This window comes from Paenibacillus sp. EKM212P, assembly GCF_011066115.1.
Classification (GTDB): Bacteria; Bacillota; Bacilli; order Paenibacillales; family Paenibacillaceae; genus Paenibacillus; species Paenibacillus polymyxa_B.
On the sequence record NZ_JAAMNR010000004.1, the window covers coordinates 489117 to 502779 of the forward strand.

A 13663-nucleotide genomic window follows, 5' to 3' on the forward strand; every position below is an offset into this window, starting at 1 on the left:
CATTACCAGTAAAGAAAGGAGATGAAAACTATGCCAATCATAAAACCTGTATATACAGCAGTAGCTACTGCTCCCGTAGCAACTGGTGGTGCCGTAACCACGACTGTAACCCCAGCCGTGACTCGTTTTTTTGCAACCATTACAGCCGGGATGATCGGCGCAACAACAACAACTGTTCCTGCCGCAAGCTTTGTTGATGACGCAGATGCTCCAGTTGTTGCTCTGCCGACTTTAGCGGCTACGGATTCTTCTAATTTTTATATTAACGGAGTTATTCAGCAAAGCTCCTTATTCACCCTAACCACAGCAAGTTTGGTCATTGCCTCCGTAGATATTACACCAGGTGTCCCAGTTGTTATAGAAATATCCGACTTTAGCGGCACGACCTCTTCTATCACAACTCAGCCTACCATCTCTGCGCCTACGGTCACTATTATCACTTAAGACGTTTCATTATTTTGATTCAAGATGGACTGAACGGTCATTCACGCTGTACATTACCCCATATAAGCTAGAAAAGACCGATTCAGATGTCGATATCTGAATCGGTCTTTTAGTTCAAGATGATTATATAATCGTTTTTAAATGACTGGGTACTGTATGGTTAAGGTAAAATAGCAAAGGAGCGCACCGGAAATCCAGGGGAATCCTGAACGCTCGGAACAATATTATATATGACCGCGCCCGTCGGGGGTAGCTTGTCCAAATTCGTCAGCACCTCAACTTGATACCGATCCTGCTCCAATATGTAATATTCCCCTACCAGCTTGCCAGCATTGCGATAAGCTACAGAGGAATCAGTATCTAGTGTTTCATGTCCAATGGCAGCTACATTCCGTTCTTCTACCAAAAAGCGCAGCGCTTCCAGCGACCAGCCCGGACAGTGTGCATCTCCAGCGTCATCCTTGTTTGAGAAGGCATCTGAATCAGGCCAACGTTTGCTCCAGTCACTGCGAAAAGCGACAAAGGACTGATCAGCAATGCGTCCATGCTCTTTCTCAAAGTCCAAAATATCCGCAACCGTAAGTTCATAGTCAGAATTGGCTGCAACGGCTGCTGAACGGTCAATGACAACTAGCGGCAAAACCAGTTCCTTCAACGAAAGCTCATGCAAGTAACGTTTGCCCTTCACAAAATGAACGGGTGCGTCAATATGAGTCCCATACTGACCGGGAAAGCAGTATTGTTTTACAAAAAAGCCATCGTCGTGGGTAAACAGGGTATCCACCTGAACATTATCGAATACTGGAAAATGAGGGATTTCAGGATAAAAAGCGTGGGACAAATCTACCCACTCTTTTTGCTTCAACAACTTCAAGATATCTGCTAAATGCTCTGCCATGATGCCCATTCCTCCTCAGCTTTATTACAAGCCATTTTACCTGAGGATTCTTCAAAAATCTATAAATCGATCTGCTAAACTAATATAGAATGAAATCGTTAACATTCTGAGAAAAACACATAAACAATTCCATATATTCATATATACATTTCCTATTCCGTGTGATTGTTAACGTTTTCATTATTACATATACGTCTTGATTGGAAAAAGAAGGGGTCTATTGAATTATATAAAAAATTCGACAAAAATTTTAGTATGTAACTTTTATTATATTAACAAATACTGGAACACGAAGTATGATAGAAAATGTAGAAACCACAGGAGCACCCGGGACTCCGTTCGTTCATCTACTCCATTAATCCAATATACGGAGGTATTTTATGAAAAAGAGATTTTCACTCGGAATCGCAGCGGCTCTACTGTTCACTACTCTGGCTCCTATAGGTGCACCTGCTCATGCAGCCAGCGATATTGGCAAGGAGACGCTCGGCAGCAAAAACGGATGGGCAGCCTTTTCTACAGGCACAACAGGTGGAGCTGCGGCGACTACCTCCAATATTTTCACCGTAACGAATCGCAAACAACTTGTCGATGCCTTAGGCAAGAGCAGCAACACAGCGCCTAAAATCATTTATGTCAAAGGAACGATCAACGCCAACGTCGATGACAATAATAAACCGTTAGGATTGGACGATTACAAGGACCCTAAATATAATTTTGACGCCTACCTCAAAGCGTATGACCCGTCCACATGGGGGAAAAAGGCTCCGTCCGGCACATTGGAAAAGGCACGTGAGGCTTCACAAAAAAATCAAGCCAGTCGTGTCATTATTGATATTCCGTCCAATACAACCATTGTCGGGCTGGGTAGCGACGCCGTCATTAACGGCGCAAACCTCCAGCTGAAAAAAGGGACAGACAACGTTATTATCCGTAATATTGAATTCCAGGATGCCTACGATTATTTCCCTCAGTGGGACCCAACAGACGGCAGCACAGGCAACTGGAATTCGGAATATGACAGCATTACAGTTAACGGCGCCACACATGTATGGGTAGACCACAATACCTTCAATGATGGATCTCACCCTGATAGCCAAAACGGTACGTTTTACGGTCAAGAATACCAGCATCATGATGGACTTCTTGATGTGATTAACCAAGGCGATCTGGTTACGGTTTCTTACAATCATTTTTACGATCATGATAAATCGTCGATTATTGGCAACAGTGACAGCAAAACAGCAGATGAAGGAGCTTTACGTGTAACCTTGCATCACAACTATTATGAAAACACGGTACAACGCACACCACGTGTACGGTATGGACAAGTCCATCTGTACAACAATTACTATACAGGTGATGTAAAACGCTTCGAATATCCTTTACTGTATATATGGGGTGCAGGTAAATCCTCCAAAATCTTCGCCGAAAACAATGTCATTGACGTTGCCGGTTTATCTGCAGCTAAAATCGTGACTGTCTTTGGAGGAACTGCCCTGTCAGATACGGGCACAATCCTGAATGGACAAGCTGTTAACGCAGGCTCCAGCGCGGGTCTTAGCTCCTCTGTAGGCTGGAAACCATCGCTGAACGATAAAATTTCCCCATCCGCCAGTGTGAAGACAGAAGTCACTTCCCAAGCTGGTTCCGGTAAGCTGTAAGCACTGCCCGCTAACACCAATAACCACAGGCGCATACAACCTGCGATATTACACCAAAAAGGCTGTTTCCTCCGTAGAATGATTCCACACGGAGAGAACAGCCCTTTTTTATTTCTCATTGGTTTAGTTATAAATTACGTTGCGCATTAACTGCCGTATTGTTCTACCAAAACCGGCTTTTCAAATGCGTTATCCAGCTTGCGAAGTTTAGCCTTTACCGCTTCTGGTGGCTCAACCGCAGGCGCATCTGGATGCAGCAACCATGATTTTACAAAGTGCGTATCGGATAATTGAAAGAGTGGAGGCTCTTTCTCAAAGTCAATTTTCATAGCATAAGAACTGCGGGCTGCAAAAGCATCCCCTACAGGTGGGTGAAGCAGATCCGGAGGTGTTCCCGGAATAGCTGCCAGCTTCTGACCATGGCTGTCCAAACTTGGCATAGAAGCGAGAAGGCCCCATGTATATGGATGTTTCGGGTTGTAGAAAATTTCATTAACCGTACCTGTTTCCACGATTTGTCCTGCGTACATAACGGCAACACGGTCCGCCATCTTCGCCACAACACCGAGGTCATGCGTAATAAAGATGATGGAAGTATCGATCTTTTTCTGAAGATCTTTCATCAGCTCCAAAATTTGAGCTTGAATCGTTACGTCCAACGCAGTCGTCGGCTCATCGGCAATCAGAAGTTTCGGATTAGCAGCCAATGCCATCGCAATGACGACACGTTGACGCATACCGCCACTAAATTCATGCGGATATTGGTTAAAACGCTGTTCAGGATGTGGGATACCTACCAGATTCAGCAACTCAATACCCCGCTTGCGAGCAGCATCCCTGGATATTTTTTCATGCTTGAAAAGCACTTCCGTGATCTGCTTGCCCACTTTCATCGTCGGGTTAAGCGAAGTCATTGGGTCCTGAGAAATCAGGCCAATTTCCTTACCACGAATTTTTTGCATCTGCTTTTCCGTTTTATTAATCAGCTCTTGTCCGTCAAACATAATTTGACCCTTTTGATAGATGCCCGGAGGGGTCGGAATCAACTTCATAACAGCTTGTGAGGTTACGCTTTTGCCTGAGCCGGATTCGCCCACAATCGCCAGCGTCTCTCCTTTATTGACATGAAAGTTTACGCCACGAATGGCCTGCACTAGTCCCTGACGGGTCTTGAAAGATATCGTTAAGTCCTTCACTTCCAAAAGGCGGTTCATCTCATCACTCTTTCATTTATTATTCATCGCTATTATTGACCACTATCTAAAAAAACGACGTCCAGGAGTCAAGGTATATACGATTAATTTTACTCAGTTTAGTACCTACCAGTCAAGCTATATCTAAAATATCATCAAAAACCTATCACGATATGTTAGATAAATGGGATATTAGACCGAAAAAACGATCATTTTTAACCATTTCTGTACTCATTTATAACATGCGCTGGATATAGCTGAAGCGCGCTCCACCCAATGGCGAACGGGTGCAGAGTAGTTCTCCGTTCAATCGGGTAGCAATTTGACGACAAATAGCCAATCCAAGACCTGTGACACCATTCGAGCCTGCATAGAATCTTCCGAATACCTCTGCTGCCTCTTGTTCGGTCAGCCCTTCCCCATCATCATCCACATGCATAACCCATACAACCTCCGATGTTGTCCCTGTCTCCAAATGAATGACAACCTCCGTAGAGGTGTGCCGAACTCCATTTTGCAACAAATTCAACATCATACGGAACAATTGCTCGGCCGGAACGGCCACATGCAGGCCCTCTCCCTCCACTCGAAGCGAGATAGAACGTTCAGCAGCCACCGGCATCAATAGATGAACAGCATCCTCCGCCATGCTTCTAAGATCAACGAGAGAGACAGGCCATTCCTCATTCAGCGCTTCCAGCCTTGATAGCTGCAGCAGCTTTTCCACCATGTCAATTAACCGCTGGGACTGCACTTTGATGATACTCAGCCCCTCGTCCTGGGATACCACTTGATCCTGAATGGCATATACATAGCCTTGAATGGACATTAACGGTGTCCTTAGCTCGTGAGATACATTTTGTAGAAATTCAATTTGACCCTGGTGGTGCTGCTGAATACGGGCGGACATGGAATGAAAGGTACCGATCAGCTCGCCAATCTCACTTTTATCCGCCTGCGGAAAATCACTATCCTGTGGCTGATTCGGTTCGTAGTTGCCTACCGCCTCTTTCAATCGTTTGAGTGGACGCACTAGACGTGAGACAACCATCAGACCAATGACGAGAATCACCAAAAACCCCGCGATGATAGACAGTAATGTGGTTCTCATTAACGGTACATACAGTGCTCTCAAGGAAGATAAGGGTGAGTATACAAAAATACGAAAAGGTTGTCCGGGCAATTCTTCATTCGTAAACAGTACCTTTTTACCTTGAAGCACAGCTACCCCTTCATGTGTAGCGGTCAGATCCTGGGGAGACGGATGAACCGATGCAAAAAATCCCTGGCGGATCAAAAGCAAACGCTCGATCTTTTTGCCTTCCATTCCAGAGACGCTTGAGTCGATGATACGGTTATCCGTGCTTAAAATAAAGTAATCGGCAGATAAAAGCACGCCCTTGATAACATAGTTGAATTCAGCATTATCCAGTCGATCAAATCCTCCGTCGCTCATAATATGGACGGCTTTGCGCGCCTGCTCATGAAGCTTGGATTTAGCCTGATTCACCAGAATGTCGTCGATAAGCCTGATGAATAAAACGACCGTAATACAGACGGTAATAAGCATGGCGATGGACAGGGAAAGCAGTATTTTAGCTCTCATCGTACGCATGGTTACAACTCCTGAACCGTTGCTTTATAGCCGAAACCCCATACGGTGTTAATGACGAGCGTAGAGTGATATTCAGCTAACTTTTTACGAATCCGTTTGACCAGATCATCCACGACTCTCACATCACCTATAAAATCATAGCTCCACACCTGCTGAATCAGATGTTCTCTGCCAAAAGGTCTCTCCAGATGATTCGCAAGAAACAGCAGCAGGTCGAATTCACGTGAGGTCAAATTTAGCTCTTGTCCGTCCACTGTAACTTTACGAAAGTCAGCAAAAATACACAGATTGCCCGCATGGCATATATCTGCGCTTTCTGCCGCTTGCCTATCGTCCGATGCAGACATTCCGGCCTTGCTCAGCCTCAGCATCGCTTTGACCCTTCCTACCAACTCTCTTGGATTAAAGGGCTTGGTCAAAAAATCGCTGCATCCCAGCTCCAGTCCGTGAATACGGTCGTTTTCTTCTCCACGGGCAGAGATCATAATGATCGGCATTTCTGTAAAATCACGAAGCTGAGTCAGTAGAGAAAGCCCATCAATGCCAGGCATCATAATATCAAGAACGAGACAATCCGGACGGTTCGTACGGATATGCTCTACCAGTGTTTTACCACTGGAAAAGGAAGTGACCTCGTAGGATTCTTTTTTCAAATATTCAGATATTAATTGCAAAATGAACACATCGTCATCCACTACTACTATTTTTGTCATGGCCTTAACCCCTTGCCGTTGTTCTGGATGCTTCCATCCTCTCTTTAAGCTTAACAGAAGCCCAACAGAATAGACAAAAGACGGGTATACCGTTCCCGGTCCCGTCTTTCTTATCATGAATCGCTGCTGTATATGCCAGGCGAGCTGAAAGCTAATTACACATCAATCTTATTTCTTGGTTGTTACTACTTTAGCAGCTGTTTTTGGCGCTGTTTTCACTGTTTTTGCTGGGACGACTTTCTTAACTGGAGCTTTGTGGGTCACTTTTTTAGCTACGGCATGATGTGCACGAGTTTTATGAGTTGTTGCTTTGTGTTTAACAACATTATGTTTTTTTGCATGATGTTTAACTGTACGGTGCTGCACTTTCACTGCTTTTGTTTTGTGGCTTGCCACTTTTTTCGCAACGGATTTTTTGGCAGGGGCTTTCTTCGCTTTGGTTGTTGTTTTATGAGCTGTTGCAACTTTTTTAACGGGTGCTTTCACCACAGGTGTTTTCGTCACAGGTTCTTTCACCGGTGTTTTGGTAGCCGGAGTCGTAACCGCAGGAGCTTTGATCGCTGGTGCAGTGCTCGCTGGAGTCGTTGTTGCTGTAGCAGCGAATGCACTGCTTGCTCCTCCCAGTACACTTACTACGGTCAATACAGCTGCTGCATTTTTAGTCCATTTTTTCATGATTGAATCACCTCTCCTTTAAAGTATCTTTAGCTTATCAGGAGAATTCGGGATAATTGTGGAGCAAATGTGTGAAAAGTATATGAAATAGCGTACAGACTCATGTATTTAGAAATTACATGAGTCTGTACGCTATGAGTTCTACAATAACCATCTTCACTAGCCAATGGCGATCCAGGAAATAATACCATAGTTATGCGAGGTTTCGTTCCACTTGGTTACGACGATCACTGCTCCATTCGGCGTCTGAGATTTCAGCGTCGCATGAAAGAGAGGGTGGTTCGTCATCGCTACCAACGTGTAGTCTGGGTTTACAAAAGGCTCCCCGAATACAATGGTCACTTCCGTCTCTCCTTCACTACCTTTCAAAAGAAACGGGGCTCTGCCAAACTGCTGCAATGCGGGCTGATTCGCACAAGTACGGACCGGAGTGATGCTCAAATGCTCCGGCTTCACTGCGTTCAGCTCCAACTCACGTGAGCCTACAGAGCCTTCCACCAGATGATGACCCTCAATGCTCTGCTCTGCCACATGATGGCTTTGTACCGCAGCAGCCTGCAGATGCTCTGGACCCACAGCTTCCGGGCTCAGCACCTCGCTGTCGACGGCCTGAGCTTGCAGATGGCTGCGAGATATACTGTTTGCCTGAAGTCTGTCGCCACTGACACCTTCCTCTGGCAAAAGTCCGGAGAGATGAATATCTGTGGACAGCTGAGCCAGTGTCACCGAGCCCGGCTTTAGGTGATGCGAATCAATAACTTCCTCTCCAATGTGGTGGCTTGCAATAGCTTCCTCAGCCACATGGCGGGACTGTATCGTTCCATCTGCAAGCTTGCTGGACGTCACCGCACCTTCCTGTATAGCATCCTCAGCTACCGCCTGCCAGCCTACATGCTGTGGCTGAATTGCCCCTGCTTGCAGATGTTCCGACTGGATTGAATCCAGCGCGATATGCCTGGACTGCACCACGCCCTCTGCCAGTGCTGACCCTTGGATCGCCCCATCGGCCAAATGCTGAGCGTGTACGGCATGCTCCGTCAAATGCACGGAGTTTACGCTGGCTTCTGCCAGATTCGAAGCACGCACCGCCCGAAGCGCAAGCTTCTCAGCGTTCACGCTGCCTGCCTGAAGCGCGTGAACCGATACACTCCCGGGTGCAATATGCCGGGTCATCACTGCCGAAGCCTCCAAATGGGCAGAGGTGACAGATTCAGGAGCCAGATGGCTCGACTGGACGGCCTCTTCTGCCAAATGATTGGCTTGCACCGCTTCGTCCGTAATATGCCACGGCTGGACCGAATGAGGAGATATTTTGGCAGCAGTCACGCCATCATCCGCCAGTTTATCGGACGTAACGGACTCATTCTGCAAAGCATCGGTCGATATCGCCTGTGAGGCGATATGCACACCCTGAATGGCTCCAAGGTGCAGGTGGTGCGGCTGGATGGACTCCGGTGCGATGTGCACAGATTTCACCGCCCCATCTGCCAGCGCTCTGTCCTGTACTGCGCCAGGTGCCAAGTGCCGGGGGTGTACGGCATGCTCAGACAACTGTGAAGGGCCGACGCTTCCTTCCGCGAGATTCGTCGCTTGCACCGAGCGTGCCGCCAGCTTTTCCGAGGTGACGCTTTCTGCTTGAAGCGCACGACCTGACACACTGTCCTGGGCCAGATGTCTCGCAAATACCGAGGAAGCCTGTAAATGATCAGAGGTGACGGATTCAGGTGCCAGATGGCTCGACTGGATGGACTCTTCTGCCAAGTGATTGGCTTGCACCGCTTCGTCTGTAATGTGCCATGGCTGGACTGAGTGGGCAGACAGCTTGGCGGCAGTCACGCCCTCATCCGCCAATTTGTCGGACGTAACGGATTCATTCTGCAAAGCATCGGTCGATATGGCCTGTGAGGCGATATGCACACCCTGAATGGTTCCAAGATGCAGATGGTGCGGCTGAATGGACTCCGGTGCGATATGCACGGACTTCACCGCCCCCTCTGCCAGCGCTCTGTCCTGTACTGCGCCCGTTGCCAAGTGCCGGGGGTGTACGGCATGCTCAGACAACTGTGAAGGGCCGACGCTTCCTTCCGCGAGATTCGTCGCTTGCACCGAGCGTGCCGCCAGCTTTTCCGAGGTGACGCTTTCTGCTTGAAGCGCACGACCTGACACACTGTCCACGGCCAGATGTCTCGCAAACACCGAGGAAGCCTGTAAATGATCAGAGGTGACGGATTCCGGGGCCAAATGGTTTGACTGGATAGACTCTTCTGCCAAATGATTGGCTTGCACCGCCTCGTCTGTAATGTGCCACGGCTGGACCGAGTGGGCTGACAGCTTGGCGGCAGTCACGCCCTCATCCGCCAATTTGTCGGACGTAACGGATTCATCCTGTAAAGCATCGTTCGATATGGCCTGTGAGGCGATATGCACACCCTGAATGGTTCCCGTTTGCAGATGGTGCGGCTGAATGGACTCCGGTGCAATATGCACGGACTTTACTACCCCTTCTGCCAGCGCTCTGTCCTGTACTGCGCCGGGTGCCAAATGCCGGGGATGTATCGCCTGCGCAGACAGATGTGAAGGGCCGACGCTGCCTTCCGCGAGATTTAACGCTCGCACCGAGTGTGCCGCCAGTTTTTCCGAGGTGACGCTTTCTGCTTGAAGCGCACTACTGGATACGCTATCCGAGGCCAGATGGCTCGCAAGCACCGTCGAAGCCTGCAAATGGGCAGATCTGACGGATTCCCGGGCCAAATGGTTGGACTGGACAGCCTCTTCTGCCAAATGATTGGCTTGCACCGCTTCGTCTGTAATGTGCCACGACTGGACCGAGTGGGCTGACAGCTTGGCGGCAGTCACGCCCTCATCCACCAGCTTGTCGGACGTAACGGACTCATCCTGCAAAGCATCGGTCGATATCGCCTGTGAGACGATATGCACACCCTGAATGGTTCCCGTTTGCAGATGATGCGACTGGATGGACTCCGGTGCGATGTGCACGGATTTCACTGCCCCTTCTGCTAGCGCTCTGTCCTGTACTGCGCCCGTTGCCAAGTGCCGGGTGTGTATCGCTTGCGTGGACAGATGTGGAGGGCCGACACTGCCTTCTGCGAGATTCGTCGCTTGCACCGAGTGTGCCGCCAGCTTTTCCGAGGTGATGCTTTCTGCTTGAAGCGCACTACTAGATACGCTATCTGGAGCCAGATGGCTCGCAAGCACCGCTGAAGCCTGCAAATGGGCAGAGGTGACAGATTCCCGGGCCAGATGATTGGACTGGACGGCTTCTTCTGCCAGATGTTTGGCTTGCACCGCTTCGTCTGTAATGTGCCACGGCTGGACCGAGTGGGCTGACAGCTTGGCGGCAGTCACACCCTCATCCACCAGTTTATCGGATGTAACGGACTCATCCTGCAAAGCATCGGTCGATATGGACTGTGACGCGATGTGCTCTCCCTGAATGGTTCCAATTTGCAGATGATGTGGCTGAATGGATTCCGGTGCGATGTGCACGGACTTCACTGCCCCCTCTGCCAGTGCTCTATCCTGTACTGCTCCAGCTGCCAGATGCCGAGTGTGCACCGACTGCGCAGAAAGATGTGAAGGGCCGATGCTGCCTTCCGCGAGGTTCATTCCTTGTACCGAGCGCGCTGCCAGCTTTTCCGAGGTGACGCTTTCCGCTTGAAGCGCACGACCGGACACACTATCCGGGGCCAAATGTCTCGTGAGCACCGAGGAAGCCTGTAGATGCACCGAGGTGACCGCTCCTGCAGCCAGATGTGCCGAATCCACGGCCGCCACAGCCAAATGGTTGCTTTGTACAGCTTCGTCCATAATATGTCCGGACTGCACGGCATGGGCAGAAAGTTTGGTGGGAGTTACGCTTCCCTCCGACAGTTTGGCAGAGGTGACCGATTCATCCTGTAAGGCCGGAGTCGCTATAGCCTGCAATGCGATATGCTCTCCCTGAATGACCCCGCTTTGCAAGTGCTCCGATTGGATGGATTCGGGCGCAAGATGTACAGACTTTACAGCGTTCTGGGCTAATTCCGTCTCCTGCACTGCTCCTGCAGCCAAATGCTGAGTGTGTACGGCTTGCGCAGCCAAATGTCCGGGACCCACGCTGTTTTCTGCCAGATTGGAAGCCTGCACAGCACGGGCCGCTAGCTTCTCAGAGGTGACACTTTCTGACTGAAGTGCATGACCGGATACACTGTCGGGGGCGAGGTGTTTGGTTTGGACCGATGCAGATTGCAAATGATTAGAGGTGACGGATTCCGGAGCGAGATGATTCGCCTCCACTGCTTCAACAGCCAGATGGTTGCTCAGCACCGCTTTATCTGTAATATGCCATGGCTGCACAGAACGAGCAGACAGCTTGGAGGAAGTGACACTACCCTCAGCTAACTTAGGCGCAGTAATCGCCAAATCATTGATTTTATCCGTGGCTACACTTTCCGGCGATAGTTTCAACGAAGTAACGGCATGGTCTTGCAAATGGTGGGAGTACACCGCTCCGCTGGCCAAGTGCGCGGTTTGAACAGCGCCTTCACCTAGTATGTCTGCGGTAACGGACTGTTCTTGCAACGCCGCGGTTCCGACACTGTCTTCCCCAAGATGTTTGCTCTGTACAGAGCTCTGGGCCAAATGGGTCGAATCGACGGATTGAGCCTGCAATGCCTTTCCACCCACACTATTGTCGGCAAGGTGGTTTTCACGAATTCCCCCCGTTGCAATGTGTGCATGTGTAATGGCTTGAGAGGCAATCTTATTTCCGGTTACCGCTCCTGTGGCAATTTTAGGTTCCGTCACTGCTTCGTCAGCGATTTTGTCAGACTTAATCGCGCTCGAAGCAATGTGATTTTCCTTGACAGCCTGATTCGCCACATGGTGTTCCAGCACTGCTCCCTTCCCTAATTTCTCGCTTGTCACAGCCCCGGAATGCAAATGTTGCTCCGTAACCGCCTCTGGTGCAATATGATCTTTCCGAATAATTTCGGATTGAAGATGCACGGAAGAGACTGCCTCCGGAGAGATCTGAGGCCCTTGTATGGCTGCTGTTGCAATATGTCTGGTAAGTACTGCCTCATCGGCAATTTTGTGTGGGAGAATGCTCTGATCCGATATTTTGGATGAAGTGACGGATTGATCAACAATTTGCAATGAGCCTACAGACTGATCTGCCAGTTTATTGGACTGAATACTCCGATCCGCGATATGCCGGGCTGTTACTTGGCCTGTTCCAAGCTGTTCTTCCCCGATGGAGCCAGGACTCAGATGCTTTCTTTCAATCGCTCCAGCCTGAATGTGCGCACTGGTCACTGCCTCAGACTCCAGATGACGTCCACTGACAACACCTTCCTCCAATTGTTCCTTGCCCACAATTCCATTGGATAGCTGCTTGCGATTAATCGAACCGGGGGCCAGATGCCTTGCATGAACGGCATGCTCGGTCAGGTGTGAACTCTCAATGCTGCCAGCTTGGATTTTAGCTCCATCCACAGCACCATCCCGCAGTTTGGAAGTGGTCACAGATTGATCGCCCAGCTTGGAGCTATCAACAGCTTCATTAGCCAAATTGTTCGATTGAATCGTACCACTGCGAATTTTATCCGAGGTGACCGACTGATCTTGAAGCATATCTGAAGACACGATCCATTGCTTGAAGTGACGGCTCTCAATGGAGCCATTCGCAATATGATCGCCGCTGATAATCTTATCAGCCAGCTTCTCAGGAGTGATGCTGCCATCTCGAAGTTTTTCACCACCGATGGAGCGATCCTGCAATTTACTGCCTGACACCGATGCGTCCGACAGATGTTCCACCGTAATGGAGTCTGCGGCAATCTTCGAAGAAGTCACAGCACCGTCGGCTATCTTAATCGTTTGAACGGCATAATCCGCCAGAGATTCCGTGTGGATGCTCTCTTGTTTCAGCTTGCTGAAATCTATGGAAGCGGGAGCGATCTTCTCACCCGTCACAGCGAAATCGCTCAAATCGTCTGTATAGATGAAAGCGTTGTTTACATGAGGAGCCTTCTTATTGCTCAAAATTTCCTCCACATCAATTGGATCAGGTTCTGGTTCTGGTTCTGGTTCTGGTTCTAGCTCTTGGGGTTCCTCCATCGACACTTGAGTCTCCTCTGCATCCGCACCTTCAACCTCTGTCTCATGCGAAACCTCGATTTCAGGTTCGACAACAGTCTTTAGCTCCGGCTCCTCTTTGGTTGGGGGAGGCGGAGAAGCAACTTGATGAAGTCTTGCTTCTGTCTCCCTCTCCGCAGGCTGTGGCTTCACGCGCTGTATCATACTTAATTCATTCATATCCGGGTCAATTACACTATAGAGCGGCTTTTTGTTTCTTATGGTTTTACGGCTCTTATTCTTCAAGCAGCTCTCTCCCTTCTCGTATTTATCGTTACAGCATCATATGCAGGCCCTTAGGCACTTGCCACCCCGTGCAAGGA

The 13663-nt window shown here is 49.1% G+C and carries 8 protein-coding genes; 2 read left to right on the top strand and 6 right to left on the bottom strand.

From position 1 onward, the window contains the following. The first annotated feature begins 30 nt into the window (after nucleotides 1-30). Entirely contained in the window at nucleotides 31-444 is a 414-nt protein-coding gene (locus G9G54_RS14860; RefSeq protein ID WP_165178642.1) for a DUF4183 domain-containing protein, read from the top strand. A 160-nt stretch (nucleotides 445-604) separates the two neighbouring features. Here G9G54_RS14860 and G9G54_RS14865 read toward each other — a convergent pair whose 3' ends face one another. After that, entirely contained in the window at nucleotides 605-1342 is a 738-nt protein-coding gene (locus tag G9G54_RS14865; protein ID WP_165178643.1) for a cyclase family protein, read from the bottom strand. Between the two features lie 380 nt (nucleotides 1343-1722). Between G9G54_RS14865 and G9G54_RS14870 the strand changes: the two genes are divergently transcribed. Further along, nucleotides 1723-3006: a pectate lyase family protein gene (locus G9G54_RS14870; RefSeq protein ID WP_165178644.1), complete on the top strand. Its 1284-nt coding sequence runs from the start codon at nucleotides 1723-1725 to the stop codon at nucleotides 3004-3006. Nucleotides 3007-3152: 146 nt separating this feature from the next. Here the strand turns inward: G9G54_RS14870 and G9G54_RS14875 are convergent, their stop codons facing one another. From G9G54_RS14875 to G9G54_RS14895, 5 genes are all read right to left on the bottom strand, one after another. Next, nucleotides 3153-4220 carry an ABC transporter ATP-binding protein gene (locus G9G54_RS14875; protein WP_165178645.1) on the bottom strand — a complete coding sequence of 356 codons (1068 nt, stop codon included), beginning with the start codon at nucleotides 4218-4220 and terminating at the stop codon, nucleotides 3153-3155. A gap of 214 nt (nucleotides 4221-4434) precedes the next feature. Beyond that, nucleotides 4435-5814 (bottom strand): sensor histidine kinase, encoded by a 1380-nt coding sequence (locus G9G54_RS14880; RefSeq protein ID WP_165178646.1) that lies wholly within the window; start codon nucleotides 5812-5814, stop codon nucleotides 4435-4437. Nucleotides 5815-5816: 2 nt separating this feature from the next. Beyond that, nucleotides 5817-6527, bottom strand: coding sequence for a response regulator transcription factor (locus G9G54_RS14885; protein ID WP_103049395.1), 711 nt, complete (start codon nucleotides 6525-6527; stop codon nucleotides 5817-5819). Nucleotides 6528-6695: 168 nt separating this feature from the next. Beyond that, the gene (locus tag G9G54_RS14890; protein ID WP_165178647.1) at nucleotides 6696-7202 is read right to left on the bottom strand and encodes a hypothetical protein; all 507 of its coding nucleotides are present in this window, start codon (nucleotides 7200-7202) and stop codon (nucleotides 6696-6698) included. A gap of 159 nt (nucleotides 7203-7361) precedes the next feature. Next, nucleotides 7362-13586, bottom strand: a complete 6225-nt coding sequence (locus G9G54_RS14895) for a WIAG-tail domain (RefSeq protein ID WP_165178648.1) — start codon at nucleotides 13584-13586, stop codon at nucleotides 7362-7364. Nucleotides 13587-13663: the final 77 nt, after the last annotated feature.

Coding starts and splice junctions, on each gene's coding strand:
- G9G54_RS14860 (WP_165178642.1), top strand. CDS start 31: ATGCCAATCATAAAACCTGTATATACAGCAGTAGCTACTGCTCCCGTA.
- G9G54_RS14865 (WP_165178643.1), bottom strand. CDS start 1,342: ATGGCAGAGCATTTAGCAGATATCTTGAAGTTGTTGAAGCAAAAAGAG.
- G9G54_RS14870 (WP_165178644.1), top strand. CDS start 1,723: ATGAAAAAGAGATTTTCACTCGGAATCGCAGCGGCTCTACTGTTCACT.
- G9G54_RS14875 (WP_165178645.1), bottom strand. CDS start 4,220: ATGAACCGCCTTTTGGAAGTGAAGGACTTAACGATATCTTTCAAGACC.
- G9G54_RS14880 (WP_165178646.1), bottom strand. CDS start 5,814: ATGCGTACGATGAGAGCTAAAATACTGCTTTCCCTGTCCATCGCCATG.
- G9G54_RS14885 (WP_103049395.1), bottom strand. CDS start 6,527: ATGACAAAAATAGTAGTAGTGGATGACGATGTGTTCATTTTGCAATTA.
- G9G54_RS14890 (WP_165178647.1), bottom strand. CDS start 7,202: ATGAAAAAATGGACTAAAAATGCAGCAGCTGTATTGACCGTAGTAAGT.